Here is a 17489-nt window from a genome sequence, read left to right on the forward strand (position 1 = left end):
CGATACCTCTTCCTGAAACAGGGCGCCGGCCGGCGGATGGCCGGCCGACGCCCCGATGGGTCAGCGGGAGAGCACGGCTCGGCGGCCCGCGGTGGCGCCGTCGGGGGACGGGGCGCCGTACTTGACGGAGATGCCCCGTTCCTGGGCGGCCCGGACGATGCCCGGCACGGCACGTTCCGCCAGGGCCGCGATGGTGGAGGCCGGGTTCACCGTGAGGGCGCCGGGAACGGCCGACCCGTCCGTGACGAAGATCCCGGGATGCCCCCGCAGCTCGTGTCGGTCGTCCAGGGCCGAGGTCGCCGGGTCGTCGCCGATCCGGCAGGACGCCAAGGGGTGCACCGTGTACGCGCCGACCAGGTCATTCGTCCACGGTTCGACCTTGGCCAGCCCGTCGCGTTCCAGGATGTCCTTGATCTCGGCGTCGGCCAGCGACCAGCCTCGCCGGGTGTTCTCGGTCGGCCGGTAGCTCAGCGGACCGTGCCCCAGCATCTGCTGGGAGAAGCGGTGCGCGTTGCCGGTCTCCGGCGGCGGCCCGAAGACGCCCTCGTTGTCGTCCTCGGACATGATGAAGATCGTCAGCCAGGACTTCCAGCGCCGCAGCATCTCCTTCTTGTCCACCCCGAACCAGCTGGGGCCGGTGGCGTCGGGCGCCTGCGCCAGGATGGTGCCCAGCCCCGGCGGGAAGTAGAGCTGCTCCAGCGAGTACCGCTCGAACTCGGGCAGGTTGCCGTCGAGCCGGTCCCAACTGGCCACGGTCGGGCCGCGCCCGATCTGGTACGCCTCATAGGCCCGCCCGTCCGGGCGGGACAGCCCGAGCACCTCCCGCACCCGGTCCTCGTCGAAGACGGCGGTGTTCAGTCGCTCGCCGTTGCCGGAGAAGTAACGCCCCACCGCGTGCGGCATGGTGCCCAGCGCGGGCTCCGACCGTTGCAGGATCACCGGGGTGGCACCGGCGCCCGCCGCCACGATGACGAGCTTCGCGTCGATCGCACCCTCGTCGTGCAGGATGCGGTAGTCCTCGCCGTCGACGATCCGGTAGTGCACCCGGTAGCTGCCGTCCTCCTTGCGGGTGATCCGCTGCACCTCGTGCAGTGGCCGGATCTGCGCGCCGTGCGCCAGGGCCGCCGGCAGGTAGTTCATCAGCAGCGAACGCTTGGCGTCGAACCGGCAACCGGCCATCATCCAGTTGCAGTTGGTGCACATGTCCACGTCGACCGCGGACGGCGCCGGGTTGGCGGTGCGCCCGGCGTGCTTGCAGGCCGCGGCGAACAGACCACCGGCGAACGGGATCTTGTCCCAGGTCTGCCGGGTGATCGGCAGCGCCTCGGCGACCCGGTCGTACCAGGGTTCCAGGGTGTCCCGGCTGATCGAGGCCGGCCACATCCGGCGGCCGATGCTGCCGCGCCGCTCGAAGACGAAGCGCGGCGCGCGCGGCATGGTGGCGAAGTAGACCACGCTGCCGCCGCCGACGCAGTTGCCGCCGAGCACACTCATGCCGTCACCCACCACGAAGTCGAAGACCCGGGTGTACGACGAGCCGAGCAGGAAGTCGTGGTCGAACTCCTCGCCCTGTAGCCAGGGGCCGCGCTCCAGCACGGTCACCTGGGCACCACCGGCGGCCAGGTGGTACGCGGGGATCGCCCCGCCGAAGCCGCTGCCGATGATGAGAACGTCGGTCGATTCGATACTGGTCATGCTGGGCTGCCCGTCGCCGTCGTGTCAGGGTGAAGGTCGGCCAGTTCCCGGCCGTAGGAGAAGGAATCGAAGCGCCAGATGCCGTCTTCCTGCGGAAGTTCGTAGCCGATGGTGAGCAATCCGGGGTGGCCGGCGGCCAGCGCCTCGGGGGTGCTGAGGTGTGCGGCGCTGTCGAAGGCCATGTTGCTGAACAGGGCCAGGCCCACCCACATCTGCTTCTCCGGGTGGTCCGGCCGGGTGAGTATGGACACCAGGGCGGTGCGGTGTTCGAACGACAGCGCCACGAAGGGCGGCACCGTCGGGTCCAGGGTCAGACCGTGGTCGCTGGCGTACTGCCCTGCGTGCTCGTTGAGGGCGAAGGCCAGGGAGTCCAGCCCTTCGGCCAGACCGCCGGCCGGGTCTTCGAGTAGCTCGATGGCACCGGCCGCCACCGCTCCGCCGCCGGCCGCCACCCCGGCCACGGTGCGGTCCCCGGGAAACCGCTTCTCGCCGGGAATGATGGTGTCGGCGAACGCCTCGAGCACCTGGGTCCGCTCCGGGTCGCGCTCGGAATTGTCGGGCTGCACAGCATCGCCTCCTGTCCGTGCCCCGCTCCGGTGACCCGCCGGGCACCACTCGCTGGTCGGGTCCTCATGGTCTCGACGGGACGACCGGGACCGCATCTTCGTCGTTGCGCTCGCAAGGAAAACCCCGAAAATGGGGACAAGCCGCCCATGTCTGCGTGTCCTTCTTCGGTCGTGCCCTGGACCGCCCGAGATCGTTCCGGCTGGCCGGAACGCGCTGATACTGGCCAGACGCACGTCAGTGGATGGAGGCAGAGATGGTCGTCGGTCGGGTCGCATCCTCAGTGGTCCAACGTCAGGTCAGGTATGTGACCCCGGTGCCCGCCGCCTCGGCCGGCGGGCTGGTCGCCGAGGTGTACGCGCAGGTCGCCGAGGAGATGCGGCTGGTGATTCCACCCGCGTTGATGCACTCACCGTCGCCGCAGGTGCTGGCCGCGTACTGGGCTGTGGCGCGGGAACCGTTGGTCACCGTCGGTGCGGTGGACCGGGGCACCAAGGAGGCGGTGGCGGCGGCGGTGTCGGTGGCCAACATCTGCCCGTACTGCGCGGACATGCACACCGTCGGGATGTACGACCTGACCGGCGAGCACGCTGCCGAGGCGGTCGGCAGCGACCGGGTGCAGGACATCGCCGACCCGGCCCTGCGGGAGGTGGTGGCCTGGGCCCGTAACGCGCACCTGCTCGATGAGGCCGTACCGCCGCCGCCCAGGTTGACCCCCGCCGACCGGGCGGAGTTGATCGGGGTGGTCGTCGCCTTCCACTACCTGACCCGCATGGTGAACGTGTTCCTGGCGAACTTCCTGCTGCCGCCCGGGCTGGCCCCCTGGTCCCGCCGTCGGTTCAAGCAGGGGATCAGCCGGGTCATGCGCCCCACCCTGCGCGATCCGCGCACCCCGGGGCTGGCCGCGGGCCTGCTTCCCGCCGCACCGCTGCGCGAGGACACCGCCTGGGCCGCGCCCCGGCCGGCTGTCGCCGCCGCGATCGGCGCGGCCGACCGGGTCTTCCGCGCCGCCGGGGAAGCCACACTCTCCCCGGAGGTGCGCGACATGGTGACCATCCGACTGGCCGACTGGCGGGGCGAGGACACCGGGATCAGCACCGACTGGTGTGAGCGGTTGATCGCTGACCTGGAGCCGGCGGACCGGTCCGCCGCGCGGCTGGCCCTGCTCACCGCGTTCGCCTCGTACCAGGTGAACGAGGAGGTCGTCGACGAGTTCCGCCGCCACCACCCGCAGGACCGCACCCTGGTCGAGGTGGCGGCGTGGGCCGCCTGGTCGGCCGCGGTGCTCGTCGGTGCCCGGCAGTCGGGTTCGGTGCTCGGGCCCTCGACCGCCGGGCAGTGAGCCCGACCGGGAGCGCATGAACGAAGGCGCACACAACGTGTTCGGCATATGACGATGGGTGCACCCGGCTGCGGCATGTCGCCGGGCCGTGAGGAGGACGACGATGCCGACCACCCTGGGTTCGCTGCGGCGGCTGGCCCTGACCCCGTCGCTGATCGAGACGACCTTCGCCCGTCGGGGCTTCCCCGTCGTGCCCGGTCCGGTCACGCGCCGGCTGGAAGCCATCCCGCAGGCGGTGATCTGCGGGTTCGAATGGGGCATCGACATGCGGGACCAGTGGGAGCTGGAGCGCCGCCTTGAGCTTGTCGAACCGGAGATGCGGGGCTTCGCGTACGAGGGCGCGGCGATGGCGCTGACCGTCCTCGACGCGATGCCGGGACGCCGCCGCCACCGGGCCCGGGACCTGCTCGCCGGCCCGGGGCGCCCGCACACCTTCCTGACCTACATCGGCATCGGGTTCGCCATGGCCCGCCTGCCGCGGGTGCTGTGGAAGGGGGTGCTGCCCGACCTTAGCGGCACCCCGTACTACCCGACGATGAGCTGGCTGGCCGTCGACGGGTACGGATTCGACCGGGCGTACTTCGAGACCGAACGGTGGGTGACCCGGCAGGAACTGCTGCCCGCGTACCCCTGGCAGGGCCGGGCGGACTACTTCCCGCGCGCCGTCGACCAGGGCATCGGCCGGGCGTTGTGGTTCATCCACGGTGCCGCCGTGGCGGATGTCGCCGCAGCGGTACGGCGGTTCGCGCCCGCCCGGCAGGCGGACCTGTGGAGCGGTGTCGGCCTGGCGGCCACCTTCGCCGGCGGTGCCGACCTGACCGGCCTGCGCTCCCTGGTGGAGGCCGCTGGGGAGAACCACGCGCACCTGGCACAGGGGGCGGTCTTCGCGGCCAAGGCCCGGCACTTCTCCGGCTTCCAGCCGGCCCACACCCAGGTCGGGCTGACGGCCCTGGCCGGCCTGTCGGTCGAGGCGGCCGCCGCCCTGGCCGACGACGTCGCGGTCGGCGGCCTGGCCGAGGGCACCGAACCGGACTACGAGGTGTGGCGGCGCCGGATCCGCGCCCATTTCCCGGTGCCCACCACGGCCGTATCTTAGCGATTTCCGCTATCCATTTTTCGCGCTCCTTGTGTGGGCGTCGATCCGGTGTGTCCGAAACTGCGGTCAAGCGGCGCAATGGTGAAGAAGAAAGTCTCCGTTCGGGCTGAAACCATTGGCAGCATATTAGTTGCCCGGGGAGTGCTTGATGAGAGCTTGGCAAAGGCTGCGACGGCGTGTTCTTACCCCCGACATTTCCCAGACGAAGTGTGATGTTCGGGGTTTCCACGTCAAGGACGAGGCGACGCGTGACCGGCTGGAGACCGTCGGCGCATCCTTCCTCGCCGGATTCGGCGAGGCTGCGGAGGCCCGCGTCGTAGGCGACGTGGTGGCCCCACTGGAGCGGCTGGCCCCCACCTGGCGCGGCTTCGCCTACGAGGGCGCCGCGATGGGCCTGGCCATCCGCGACGCACTGCCCGGACGGGGCGGGCGGGTGACCGAATTCCTCACCGGCCCCGGTGACCCGCACGTCTACATGGCGTACGTGGGGGTGGGTTGGGCGATGGCCCGGCTACCCCGGTTCCTCTGGCCCCGGCTGTCCGCGCCGGACCCGCTGCTGCGCTGGCTGGTGCTGGACGGCTACGGCTTCCACCAGGCGTACTTCCGGACCGCCAGCTACATCGAGGGGCGGTACCGCGAGGCGACCTTCCCGTGGCCGGGCGACGACCCGGGCGGGTACGCGGTCCGCGCGATCGACCAGGGGGTCGGCCGGGCCTCCTGGTTCGTGGTCGGGGCCGACCCGGACCGGCTGGCCCGCCTGTTCGCCGGGTTCCCCGAGCGGCGTCGGGCGGACCTGTGGGCCGGTACCGGCCTGGCCGCCACCTACGCCGGCGGCGCCGACAAGGCGGAGCTGGAGCGGCTGCGCGAGCTGTCCGGGGCGTACCACGGGGAACTGGCCCAGGGATCGGCCTTCGCGGCCGGGGCCAGGGTGCGCGCCGGCCTGGTGGTGCCGCACAACGAGGTGGCCACCCGGGTGCTCTGCGGGCTGTCCACCGAGGAGGCCTCGGCGGTCACCGACGAGGCCCGGGTCAAGGTGGCGCCGGCGAACGGCCTACCGGCGTACGAAGTGTGGCGGCAGCGGATCAAAAACGTTCTTGTGTCGGCCTGAAGCAATTAAATCGATTCATTCACCGAAGGCCGTGCGCGAATCTTTCTGTGCTGCGCGGGCGTCTGAGGAAAGGGCGAAGAAAGCATGACAAGAATCGCTGTGGTGGGCATGGCGTGTCGCTATCCCGACGCCACGTCCCCACGGGAGCTCTGGGAGAACGCAATCGCCGGTAGGCGGGCCTTCCGGCGGCTGCCCGACGTGCGGATGAAGCTGGACGACTACTGGGACGCCGACCCGAAGACCCCGGACCGGTTCTACGCGCGCAACGCGGCGGTCATCGAGGGGTACGAGTTCGACCGGGTGGCGTACAAGATCGCCGGTAGCACCTTCCGCTCCACGGACCTCACCCACTGGTTGGCGCTGGACGTCGCCGCCGCCGCGCTCGCCGACGCCGGCTTCCCGATGGCCGAGGGACTGCCCCGGGAGCGGACCGGGGTGGTCGTCGGCAACAGCCTCACCGGTGAGTTCTCCCGCGCCAACCAACTCCGCCTGCGCTGGCCGTACGTCCGGCGGATGGTCGCCGCCGCGCTGAAGGAACAGGACTGGAACGACGACCAACTGGCCACCTTCCTCGACGATTTCGAGGCGACCTTCAAGAGCCCCTTCCCGGAGGTCGACGAGGACACCCTGGCGGGGGCGCTGTCGAACACCATCGCCGGGCGCATCTGCAACCACTTCGACTTCAAGGGCGGCGGCTACACCGTGGACGGGGCGTGTTCCTCGTCGCTGCTGTCGGTGGCCACGGCCTGCAAGACCCTCATCGACGGGGACGTGGACGTGGCCGTCGCCGGTGGCGTCGACCTCTCCATCGACCCCTTCGAGATCATCGGCTTCGCCAAGACCGGCGCCCTGGCCACCGGCGAGATGCGGGTCTACGACCGCTCCTCGAACGGGTTCTGGCCCGGTGAGGGCTGCGGCATGGTGGTGCTGATGCGGGAGGACGAGGCCCGCGCCGGAGGACACCGCATCTACGCCACGATCGCCGGCTGGGGCATCTCCTCCGACGGCAAGGGTGGCATCACCCGCCCCGAGGTCAACGGCTACCGGCTGGCGCTGCGCCGGGCGTACGAGCGCAGCGGCTTCGGCATCGAGACGGTCGGGTTGTTCGAGGGCCACGGCACCGGCACCAAGGTGGGGGACGCCACCGAGTTGGAGGCGCTGTCGCGTGCCCGGGCGGAGGCGGACCCCTCGGCGCCGCCGGCCGCCATCGGCTCGGTGAAGGGCATGATCGGCCACACCAAGGCGGCGGCCGGGGTGGCCGGCCTGATCAAGGCGGCGATGGCGGTGCACCAGGAGGTGCTGCCGCCGGCCATAGGCTGTGTCGACCCGCACACCCTGCTCACCGACGGCGATCCGCCGCTACGTGCGCTGCGCCGGGCGGAGGCCTGGCCCACCGACACCCCGGTCCGCGCCGGGATCACCGCGATGGGCTTCGGCGGTATCAACACCCATGTCGTGCTGGACAGCTCCCGGCCGCGTCGGCGTTCCACCATGGACAGCCGGACCCGGGCGGTGGCCACCGGCCTCCAGGACGCCGAACTGCTGGTGGTCGACGCCGCCACCCCGAAGGACCTGGTCAACCGGCTGGACCAGCTGATCGAGTTCGTGCCCTCGCTGGCGTACGCCCAGCTCAGCGACCTGGCCGCGACCCTGCACGGTGAGCTGCGCGAGCTGCCCTTCCGGGCGGCCGTGGTGGTCTCCTCGCCGGAGGACGCCGAACGGCGACTGCGCAAGGTACGCGACGCCGTGGAGGCCGGTGAGACCCGGATGTTCTCCACCGACGGGCGATGCCTGGTCGGCCACGTCAGCGAGCCGGGCCGGATCGGTTTCCTCTTCCCCGGCCAGGGCTCCGGTCGGGGCCTCAGCGGCGGCGCCCTGCGCCGACGGTTCGTCGAGGCCGAAGAGGTGTACCAGCGGTCGAACCTGCCCACCGGCGGCGACGTGGTGGCCACCGAGGTGGCGCAGCCGCGCATCGTGACCGGCGCCGCCGCCGGTCTGCGGGTGCTGACCGCCCTGGGCATCGAGGCCTCCGTGGCGGTCGGCCACAGCCTCGGCGAGATCGCCGCCCTGCACTGGGCCGGTGCGATCGACGAGGCGACCCTGCTGCGCATCGCCGCCCTGCGCGGCCGGACCATGGCCCAGCACAGCTCCTCGGGCACGATGGCCAACATCGGTGCCGCCCCGGAGCTGGTCGATCCACTGATCACCGACCTGCCGGTGGTGATCGCGGGCTACAACAGCCCCGACCACACCGTTATCGCCGGGACCCAGGAGGACATCGAGGCGGCCTGCCGGCGGGCGCAGGAGGCGGGGCTGAACGCCACCGTCCTGTCCGTCTCGCACGCGTTCCACTCGCCGCTGGTGGCTCCGGCCGCCGAGGCCTTCGGGGCGACCATCGCCGACGAGCCGTTCCGGCCGCTGGACCGCCGGCTGGTCTCCACGGTCACCGGTGAGGTGCTGCCGGCCGACACGGACCTGCCCGCCCTGCTGCGCCGCCAGATCACCGACCCGGTGCTGTTCAGCCAGGCCGTCACCCTGGCCGCGAAAGACATCGACCTGTTCGTCGAGGTCGGGCCCGGTCGGGTGCTGAGCGGGCTGGCCTCCCGGACCACCGAGGTGCCGGCGGTCGCCCTGGACACCGACGAGGAGTCCATCGCCAGCCTGCTCAAGGTGGTCGGCGCGGCGTACGTCGTCGGTGCCGCCCCGGTCGACAGCGGGCTGTTCCACGGCCGGCTGACCCGGCCGCTGCACGTCGGGCAGCCGTTCTCCTTCCTGGCCAACCCCTGCGAGCAGGCGCCGACCCTGCAACTGTCGGCGTCCGCCGCCGCACAGTCGGCCACCGCGACCGTCCGGCCCGCCGACCGCAGGGTCGAGGACGTACCCGGCGAGTCCATCGAGGACCTGCTGCGCCGGATGGCCGCCGAGCGGGCGGAACTGCCGCTGGAGACCGTGCAGCCGGACAGCCGCCTCCTGGACGACCTGCACCTCAGCTCGATCACCGTCGGTCAGGTGGTGAACCACCTGGCCCAGCGGATGGATGTCCCGGCGGCCGCGCTGCCGACCAACTTCGCCACCGCCACCGTTCGCCAGCTGGCCGAGGCGCTTGAGGAACTGGCCGGTACCGCCGGAGCGGCCGAGGCGGCGAACAGCCCGGTGGTGGCCGGCGCGGCGGCCTGGGCCCGGCCCTGGCGGCTGGACCTGGACGAGCTGCCCGCCCCGGCGCGGGTGGCCCCCAACGAGGTCGGCCGGTGGCAGGTGCACGCCGCACCCGGGCACCCCTGGGCCGAGCGGCTGGCCGGCGCCCTGCAACGGGCGAACCTCGGCGAGGGTGTCCTGGTCTGCCTGCCCGACCCCTGCCCGGAGGAGGCCCTGGAACTGGCCCTGACCGGGGCCCGGGAAATCCTCAGCGGTGCTCCCGGCACCCGGTACGTGCTGGTCCAGCACGGTCGCGGCGCGGCCGGCCTGGCCAAGACCCTCCGCCTGGAGGCGCCCCGCGCCCGGATCACGATCGTCCACCTGCCGGACGACGCGGCCGTGGTGGACCGGGTGGTGACCGAGGTGGCGGGCACCGCCGACTACCGGGAGGTGCACTACGACACCGCCGGGGTACGCCGGGTGCCGACCCTGCGCGCCATGCCGGTGCAGGCCGCCCGGTCCGTTCCCGCCCTGGGCGCGGAGGACGTGCTGCTGGTCACCGGCGGCGGCAAGGGCATCACCGCCGAGTGCGCGCTGGCCATGGCCACCGACAGCGGGGCCAGCCTGGCGCTGCTGGGCCGCTCCGACCCGGCGACCGACACCGAACTGGCCGCCAACCTGACCCGGATCGCCGAGGCCGGGGTCACGGTCCGCTACGCCCGCGCCGACGTCACCGACGCCGACCAGGTACGCCGGGCCGTCGCCGAACTCACCGCGGAGCTGGGCCCGGTCACCGCGGTCCTGCACGGTGCCGGCCGCAACGAGCCGGCGTCGCTGACCAGCCTGGACATGGCGGCCTTCCGGAAGACCATCGCCCCGAAGATCGACGGCCTGCGGGCCACCCTGGAGGCGGTCGACCCGGACCGGCTGAAGCTGCTGGTGACCCTGGGCAGCATCATCGGCCGCGCCGGGTTGCGCGGTGAGGCGCACTACGCCACCGCCAACGACTGGTTGGCGGAGACCACCGCGGAGTTCGGCCGCCGGCACCCCGGCTGCCGGGCGATCTGCCTGGAGTGGTCGGTCTGGTCGGGGGTCGGCATGGGGGAGCGGCTCTCCGTGGTCGAGTCCCTGACCCGCGACGGAGTCACCCCGGTCACCCCGGACCAGGGCATCGCGATCCTGCGCCGGCTGCTGGCCGACCCGGACGCGCCCGGTGTGGTGGTGATCAGTGGCCGTACCGAGGGCATCGACACCGTCCGGTACGACCTGCCGGAGCTGCCCCTGCTGCGGTTCGTGGAGCGGCCCCTGATCCGCTACCACGGGGTGGAACTGGTCAGCGAGGTCGACCTCAACGTCGGCACGGACCTCTACCTGGCCGACCACTTCCTCGACGGCAACCTGCTCTTCCCGGCGGTCTTCGGCATGGAGGCGATGGCCCAGGTGGCCGGCGCGGTCACCGGTGACGCGCGGGTGCCGGTCATCGAACGGGCCGAGTTCCTCCGGCCGATCATCGTCCCGCCGTACGGTCGCAGCCGGATCCGGGTGGCCGCGACGGTGACCGACGACGACACCGTCCAGGTCGCCATCCGCAGCGAGGAGACCGCGTTCGCCGCCGACCACTTCACCGCTACCCTGCGCTTCACCGGCGAGGGTGCCCCCGACGGCCCGCCCGACCAGGTGGCCGACGAGACCCTCCCGGTACCGCTGTCGCCGGCCGACGAGCTCTACGGCGACGTGCTGTTCCAGGGCGACCGGTTCCAGCGGCTGCGCCGCTACCGGCGGGCCGCCGCCCGGCATGTCGACGCCGAGGTGGAGGCGCTGGACGGCGTCGACTGGTTCGCCCAGTTCGTGCCGGACGGCCTGCTGCTCGGCGACCCCGGTGTGCGGGACGCGCTGATGCACGGCAACCAGGTCTGTGTGCCGGACGCCACGCTGCTGCCGGCCGGGGTGGAGCGGATCCACCCGGCGGGGGAGAAGCTCAGCGGCCGGGGCGACCTGCGCTACTGCGCCACCGAGCGCAGCCGCGACGGCGACACCTACGTGTACGACATCGTGCTGCGGACCTCCGCCGGCGAGGTCGTGGAGCGTTGGGAGGGCCTGCGGCTGCGGGCCGTACGCAAGCAGGACGGTAAGGGCCCCTGGGTGGCGCCGCTGCTCGGCCCCTACCTGGAGCGGGGTCTGGGCGACGTCCTCGACGCGCAGGTGGCGGTGGCGATCGAGCCGGACGACCCGGCCGAGGCCGACGGCGAGTCGGGCGGGCATGTGGCCCGGCGCCGGGCCAGGGCGCGGATCGCCGTGCAGCGGGCGACCGGCGAGCCGGTCGAGGTGACCTACCGTCCCGACGGTCGGCCGGAGATTCCGGGCGGGCGGTCGGTGTCGGTGGCCCACGGTGCGCGGCTGACCCTGGCGGTGGCCGCTCCCGGTGCTCTCGGCTGTGACGTCGAGGCGGTCACCCACCGCGAGGAGGCGGACTGGGACGGCCTGCTCGGCGGGCACGCCGGGCTGGCCCGGCTGCTGACCTCGGACACCGGTGAGGACCTGGACACGGCCGCCACCCGGGTCTGGACGGCCAAGGAGTGTGTGCAGAAGGCCGGTGGCCAGCCCGGTGGGCCGCTGACCCTCCAGTCCTCCCCCCGTCCTGGTTGGACGGTGTTCGCCAGCGGCGAGCTGCGGGTGGCGACCTTCGTCACCGCGGTACGCGGGGTGGACGAGCCGTTGGTGTTCGCAATCCTGACCGAGGGAAGGTGACGACGGTGGAGCGCTGGTTCGAGTACCGGCACACGGTCGGGTTCGAAGAGACGAACATCGTGGGCAACGTCTACTACGTCAACTACCTGCGGTGGCAGGGGCGGTGCCGGGAGATGTTCCTCAAGGAGCGGGCCCCGGCGGTCCTGGCCGACCTCCAGTCGGACCTGAAGCTGTTCACCCTGCGGGTGGACTGCGAGTTCTTCGCCGAGATCACCGCCTTCGACGAGTTGGCCATCCGGATGCACCTGCGTGAGCTGGCGCAGACCCAGATCGAGTTCGGCTTCGACTACGTCCGGCTGGACGCCGACGGCGGGGAGTTCCTCGTCGCCCGCGGCGCGCAGCGAGTGGCGTGCATGCGGGGCCCCAACACCCGCACCGTCCCCACCCGGGTGCCGGAGGCGTTGGAGGCCGCGCTCAAGCCGTACGCCACGGGCGTACGGGCCTGACCGGCGACCGCAGGAGGTCGATGTGACTGTCCATCCCCACCCCCTTGGCGCGGTGTCCGACTCCAAGGCACTGCGCCGGGCACTCGCTGCCTTCCCCACCGGTGTCACCGTCGTCACCGTCGGCGGCCCGACCCCGCACGCCATGACAGCCAACTCGTTCACCGCGGTCTCCCTCGACCCGCCGCTGGCCCTGGTCTGCGTCGGTCGGGACGCGGTGATGCACGGGGCGCTGACCGAGGCCGGGCGCTTCGGGATCTCGGTGCTCGCCGCCTCCCAGGAGCCGGTGGCCCGCTACTTCGCCGACCGGCGCCGGCCGCTGGGTCGGGAGCAGTTCGAGTTCGGCCAGTGGCAGGCCGGGGCCCAGACCGGGTCCCCGCTGCTGGTCGGCGCGGTAGCGCATTTCGAGTGCGAGCTGTGGCAGGCGTACGACGGCGGTGACCACAGCATCTTCGTCGGCCGGCTGGTGACGCTGGACCGGACCGACGGCGAGGCGCTGCTCTTCGCCGACGGCCGGTTCCGCCGGCTGGAGTACGAGCGCACCGGGGTGACGACGTGAGCGTCGCCATGGGGTCGCGGCGGACCCCGCCCGGTCCGCCGCGCTCCGCGGCGCTGCGCATGCTGATGGTGATGGCCCGGGATCGGCTGGGCATGATGACCTCGGCGGCCCAGGAGTACGGCGACGCGGCCCGCCTGCCGGTCGGCCCGAAGAGTCTGTACTTCTTCAACCACCCCGACCACGCCAAGCACGTACTGGCGGACAACGCGGCCAACTACCACAAGGGCATCGGGTTGGTGCATGCCCGGCGGGCGCTCGGCGACGGGCTGCTCACCAGCGAGGGCGAGTTGTGGCGCAAGCAGCGCAAGGTGATCCAGCCGGCGTTCCAGAGCCGGCGGATCGCCGACCAGGCCGGTGCGGTGGCGGAGGAGGCCGCCGCGTTGGTCGAGCGGCTGCGCCGCCGCGCCGGGCAGGTCGTGGACCTGTCGGAGGAGTTGACCTGGCTGACCCTGGGAGTGCTGGGCCGTACTCTGCTCGACACCGACCTGGGCCGGTTCCCCACCATCGGCGCCGACTTCGCCGCCGTGCAGGACCAGGCCATGTTCGAGCTGGAGACCCTGAGCGCGGTGCCGCCGGTGCTGCCGCTGCCCAAGCAGCTGCGGTTTCGGCGGTCCCGGCAGCGGCTGGAGGAGATCGTCGACAGGCTGGTGGCCGAGCGGGGCACCGCCGACGACGGCCGGGCGGATGTGCTGTCCCGGCTGATCGCCTCCGCCGGACGGGAGGCCGATCCCCGGATCGGCCGGATCCGGCTCCGCGACGAGCTGGTCACCCTGCTGCTAGCCGGCCACGAGACCACCGCGAGCACCCTGAGCTGGACCTTGTACCTGCTCGACAAGCACCCCGAGGTGCGTGAACGGTTACGTGCCGAGGTGGTGTCCGTGCTCGGGGACCGGTTGCCCACCATGGACGACCTGGGTCAGCTGCGCTACACCACGATGGTGCTGGAGGAGGCCATGCGCCTCTATCCACCGGTGTGGCTGCTGCCACGCAAGGCCCTGGCCGACGACGAGGTGGGCGGCTACCACGTTCCGGCCGGGGCGGACCTGCTCATCTGCACGTACACCCTGCACCGGCACCCGCGGTTCTGGGACGATCCGGAGCGCTTCGATCCGGAGCGGTTCGACCCCTCCCGGTCGGCCGGCCGACCAAGGTACGCGTACATCCCGTTCGGGGCGGGTCCCCGGTTCTGTGTGGGTAACCACCTGGGTCTGATGGAGGCCACCTTCGCCACCGCCCTGCTGGTGCGGGATCTGCGTCTGACCCGTCCGGCTAATCACCCTGTGGTGCCCGAGCCGATGCTGTCGCTGCGGGTACGCGGCGGCCTGCCCATGCATGTGGGAACGCCTGACTGACGAATATCCAGCCACCTTCCCCGCCCGGTTTCTACCGGGTGGGGAAGGTGGCGTTCCACATTTGTTCCCGGATCGGTTCCCGCTCGTCCGGGCGCTGTGAGCAGTGGAGATGCCTACTTTCCACATTTTATTTAACCGTGCGGATCTTCGCCGTGAACGATTTTGAGAGCAATTCCTGAGAAGACTTCACGGCGCGTCGGGCGAAAGCATGACGATGGTTCGCACCGAGCCCGGCCGGTGACTGATTCCCCGAGATTCGGAATACCCAGAGCCGGCCGGTACGAACCACGGCGCATTCGTAGGCGCCACGACCGACTGCCCGCTGCCGGCCGACCCGCACGTCCCGGCGCCGTCTACCCGAGGGGGACACTTGCCATCGCAATCCGTAGGCATCCTGCGCCGACTCATTCCACCCGTGCTCGTCCTGGTGCTGGTCGCCGGACTGTTCTCGGTGGCCCGCCTGCCTTCGGCATCGGCCGAGGAGCGCAGCAAGCTGGCCTCCCGGTTCGCGTTCACCGAACTCCCCATCGCGCTGCCGCCCGGCCTGCCGGAACGCACCGTGCGCCAGGTCAACCCCCGGTACGAGCACATCCGGTCCTGGATCTCGTCCGTCGGCGCCGGGGTGGCGCTCAACGACCTGGACGGCCGGGGCGGCGCGAACGACCTGTGCCTGGTCGACCCCCGCAGCGACGCGGTGATCGTCACCCCGGCGCCGGAGAGCGGCGCCACCTATGCTCCCTTCGTGCTGGACCCGGCCCCGCTGCCGATGGGTTCCGCGATCGCCCCGATGGGCTGCACCCCCGGTGACTTCAACCTCGACGGTCGGATGGACCTGCTGGTCTACTACTGGGGCCGGACGCCGGTGCTGTTCATGCAGCGGGCCGGGGTTACCGAGCTGACCCTGGCGGCGTACCACCCGGTCGAGCTGATCCCCCAGCTGACCTCGGGGCCGGCCTACCGCGGCCCGCTGTGGAACACCAACGCCGTCGCGGTGGCCGACTTCGACGGTGACGGCAAGCCGGACATCGGGATCTTCAACTACTTCCCGGACAGCCAGGTGCTGGACCCGCAGGGTCTGCCGCACGTGCAGATGAACCACTCGATGTCGCACGCGCACAACGCCGGTGGTGCCCACTTCCTGCGCTGGACCGGCGCGACCACCGGTGATGCCCCCTCGGTGAGCTACGAGGAGCAGAAGGCCGGGGACCCCGCGTACTTCACCGGCTGGACCCTCGGTGCCGGCTCCGCTGACCTGGACGGCGACCTGCTGCCGGAACTGTACCTGGCCAACGACTTCGGCCAGGACCGGTTCTTCCACAACCGGTCCACTCCGGGTCAGATCCGGTTCGCCCTGGTGGAGGGGCGCCGGACCCCGATCACCCCGAAGTCTCTGGTGCTCGGGCACGACTCCTTCAAGGGCATGTCGATCGACTTCGCCGACCTTGAGGGGCGGGGCCGCTTCGACGCCTTCGTCAGCAACATCACCGAGTCGTGGGGTCTGGAGGAGAGCAACTTCCTCTGGTACAACACCGCCGAGACGCCGGAGCAGGCCCGGGAAATGCTGAACCGGGGCGAGGCGCCGTACCGCAACGTGGCGGGGCGCAAGAACATCGCCTGGGTCGGCTGGGGCTGGGACACCAAGATGGCCGACTTCGACAACAGCGGCAAGCTGGCGGTCGTCCAGGCCACCGGCTTCGTGAAGGGCACCATCAACCGGTTCAACTGGTTGCAGGAGTTGGCGATCGCCAACGACCTGCTGCTCTCCGACCCGTACATGTGGCCCAAGGCCGAGCCGGGCGACGACATCGCCGGTGAGAACACCCTCGCCTTCTGGGTACGCGAGGACAACGGCCGGTACGTCGACATCGGCAAGGAACTCGGCCTGTCCCCGCCCATCCCCACCCGCGGGGTGGCGGTCGGCGACACCAACGGTGACGGCGCGCAGGACTTCGCCGTGGCCCGCCAGTGGGGTCCGCCCGCCTTCTTCCGCAACGACAAGCCCGGCGACGGCAACTTCCTGGGGCTGCGGCTGAACCGCCCGACCCTCTCCGGCGACGGGACCTCCCCGGCGTACGGCGCCCAGGTGCGGATCACCACCGCCGACGGCCGTACCCAGCTCGCCCAGTTGGACGGCGGCGGCGGTCACTCCGGCAAGCGCAGCTTCGACGTGTTCTTCGGGCTGGGCGACGCCGGTGACCGGCCGGTCAAGGCGGAGCTGTGCTGGCGTGACCTCAACGGCGCCATGCACAAGCAGACCCTGGACCTGACCGCCGGGTGGCACGACCTCATGCTGACCAGTCAAGCCGAGGAGCTGACCAAGCGATGACGGACGTCAAGCGACCGGAGGCGGGCAGGGACCTGTCCGTCGACACACCGGTCACCCCGCCCGCGACGGCACCGCAGCCGGCGCCCGCGACGACCCAGAACGCCGTACCTCGGGTGGACCCCAAGGACCCGCGTTACCTGGCGCTGCGCAACTTCGCCATCTCGATGTCGATCTTCAACATCCTGGGCTACACGGTGCTCGGCTTCGAGCAGCCCTGGCTGTGGCCGTTCCTGGCCCTGGCGGTCGGCTACGGCACCGAGATCATCGTAGAGTGGGTCTCGGCGCGGGCCTACAAGCGACCGGCCGCCTACAGCGGCAACGGCCTCTGGGGGATGTACACCTTCCTGCTGCCCGCGCACATCACCGCGCTGGCCGCGAACATGCTGCTGTACGCCAACGACAACTTCTGGCCCATCGCGTTCGCCGTGGTCGTGGCGGTCGGTCAGAAGGCGGTGCTGCAAGCGCCGATCAAGGGTCGGATGCGGCACTACATGAACCCGTCCAACTTCGGCATCACGATCACGCTGCTGGCCTTCTCCTGGGTCAACATCGCTCCGCCGTACCACTTCACGGAGAACGTCCCCGGGGTCATCAGCATCCTGATCCCGGTGATCATCGTGACGGCGGGCACGGTGCTCAACGCCATGCTCACCAAGAAGGTGGCGTTGATCGTCGGCTGGCTGGGTGCGTTCGTGATCCAGGCCGTGATCCGGCACTTCATCTGGGATGTGTCACTGGTCGCGGCGCTGGTGCCGATGACCGGGGTGGCCTTCGTCCTGTTCACCAACTACATGATCACCGACCCGGGTACCACCCCCTCGGCACCGCGGATGCAGTTCATGTTCGGTGCCAGCGTCGGCATGGTGTACGGCGTGCTGATGGTGTTCAACGTGGTCTACACGTTGTTCTTCGCGGTGACCCTGGTCTGCCTGGCCCGCGGTCTGTTCTGGTGGGGCAAGTGGCTGGTGGAGCGCAACCGGCCGCCGGCGGAGAACATGACTCCCGTACCGCCGCCCGCCGCGGTGGCGCTGCCGGTCGCCCGCTGACCGACCAGCCGGTCCCGGTCGCCGGTAGGCTCCGCTCCTCGCGGGCCTGCCGGTGGCCGGGACCGGTCCGTGTGT

The 17489-nt window shown here is 71.3% G+C and carries 11 protein-coding genes; 9 read left to right on the forward strand and 2 right to left on the reverse strand.

The features are described from left to right. Nucleotides 1-60 precede the first annotated feature (60 nt). Together ABZ795_RS25355 and ABZ795_RS25360 are read right to left on the reverse strand one after the other, a co-directional pair. On the reverse strand, nucleotides 61-1695 hold the full coding sequence (locus ABZ795_RS25355) for a GMC family oxidoreductase (RefSeq protein ID WP_327022983.1): 1635 nt from the start codon (nucleotides 1693-1695) through the stop codon (nucleotides 61-63). Then, the gene (locus tag ABZ795_RS25360) at nucleotides 1692-2261 is read right to left on the reverse strand and encodes a DUF5987 family protein (protein WP_327022982.1); all 570 of its coding nucleotides are present in this window, start codon (nucleotides 2259-2261) and stop codon (nucleotides 1692-1694) included. Before ABZ795_RS25360 ends, ABZ795_RS25355 begins: the two co-directional genes overlap by 4 nt. Nucleotides 2262-2566: 305 nt before the next feature. Here ABZ795_RS25360 and ABZ795_RS25365 point away from each other — a divergent pair, with 305 nt between their 5' ends. The 9 genes from ABZ795_RS25365 to ABZ795_RS25405 all read left to right on the forward strand — a co-directional run bounded on the left by ABZ795_RS25365 (nucleotide 2567) and on the right by ABZ795_RS25405 (nucleotide 17414). Then, nucleotides 2567-3601, forward strand: a complete 1035-nt coding sequence (locus tag ABZ795_RS25365) for a carboxymuconolactone decarboxylase family protein (RefSeq protein ID WP_357532157.1) — start codon at nucleotides 2567-2569, stop codon at nucleotides 3599-3601. A 103-nt stretch (nucleotides 3602-3704) separates the two neighbouring features. Next, nucleotides 3705-4697 (forward strand): DUF1702 family protein, encoded by a 993-nt coding sequence (locus ABZ795_RS25370; protein ID WP_357532158.1) that lies wholly within the window; start codon nucleotides 3705-3707, stop codon nucleotides 4695-4697. Between the two features lie 148 nt (nucleotides 4698-4845). Beyond that, nucleotides 4846-5805: a DUF1702 family protein gene (locus ABZ795_RS25375; protein WP_357532159.1), complete on the forward strand. Its 960-nt coding sequence runs from the start codon at nucleotides 4846-4848 to the stop codon at nucleotides 5803-5805. Between the two features lie 84 nt (nucleotides 5806-5889). Beyond that, nucleotides 5890-11688 carry a type I polyketide synthase gene (locus tag ABZ795_RS25380; RefSeq protein ID WP_357532160.1) on the forward strand — a complete coding sequence of 1933 codons (5799 nt, stop codon included), beginning with the start codon at nucleotides 5890-5892 and terminating at the stop codon, nucleotides 11686-11688. 5 nt (nucleotides 11689-11693) lie between these two features. Continuing rightward, nucleotides 11694-12134 carry an acyl-CoA thioesterase gene (locus ABZ795_RS25385; protein ID WP_327022977.1) on the forward strand — a complete coding sequence of 147 codons (441 nt, stop codon included), beginning with the start codon at nucleotides 11694-11696 and terminating at the stop codon, nucleotides 12132-12134. 52 nt (nucleotides 12135-12186) lie between these two features. Next, nucleotides 12187-12690 (forward strand): flavin reductase family protein, encoded by a 504-nt coding sequence (locus ABZ795_RS25390; RefSeq protein WP_357532161.1) that lies wholly within the window; start codon nucleotides 12187-12189, stop codon nucleotides 12688-12690. Then, the gene (locus ABZ795_RS25395; RefSeq protein WP_357532162.1) at nucleotides 12687-14042 is read left to right on the forward strand and encodes a cytochrome P450; all 1356 of its coding nucleotides are present in this window, start codon (nucleotides 12687-12689) and stop codon (nucleotides 14040-14042) included. Before ABZ795_RS25390 ends, ABZ795_RS25395 begins: the two co-directional genes overlap by 4 nt. 391 nt (nucleotides 14043-14433) lie before the next feature. Then, the gene (locus ABZ795_RS25400) at nucleotides 14434-16368 is read left to right on the forward strand and encodes a CRTAC1 family protein (RefSeq protein ID WP_327027287.1); all 1935 of its coding nucleotides are present in this window, start codon (nucleotides 14434-14436) and stop codon (nucleotides 16366-16368) included. After that, nucleotides 16365-17414 (forward strand): enediyne biosynthesis protein, encoded by a 1050-nt coding sequence (locus tag ABZ795_RS25405; RefSeq protein ID WP_327022974.1) that lies wholly within the window; start codon nucleotides 16365-16367, stop codon nucleotides 17412-17414. Before ABZ795_RS25400 ends, ABZ795_RS25405 begins: the two co-directional genes overlap by 4 nt. Nucleotides 17415-17489: the final 75 nt, after the last annotated feature.

Origin of the sequence: Micromonospora sp. NPDC047134, assembly GCF_040643455.1 — a bacterium.
Lineage (GTDB): Bacteria > Actinomycetota > Actinomycetes > Mycobacteriales > Micromonosporaceae > Micromonospora.

Excerpts from the sequence above, each read along its gene's own strand:
- ABZ795_RS25355 (WP_327022983.1), bottom strand. The coding sequence starts at position 1,695 with ATGACCAGTATCGAATCGACCGACGTTCTCATCATCGGCAGCGGCTTC.
- ABZ795_RS25370 (WP_357532158.1), top strand. The coding sequence starts at position 3,705 with ATGCCGACCACCCTGGGTTCGCTGCGGCGGCTGGCCCTGACCCCGTCG.
- ABZ795_RS25375 (WP_357532159.1), top strand. The coding sequence starts at position 4,846 with ATGAGAGCTTGGCAAAGGCTGCGACGGCGTGTTCTTACCCCCGACATT.
- ABZ795_RS25380 (WP_357532160.1), top strand. The coding sequence starts at position 5,890 with ATGACAAGAATCGCTGTGGTGGGCATGGCGTGTCGCTATCCCGACGCC.
- ABZ795_RS25405 (WP_327022974.1), top strand. The coding sequence starts at position 16,365 with ATGACGGACGTCAAGCGACCGGAGGCGGGCAGGGACCTGTCCGTCGAC.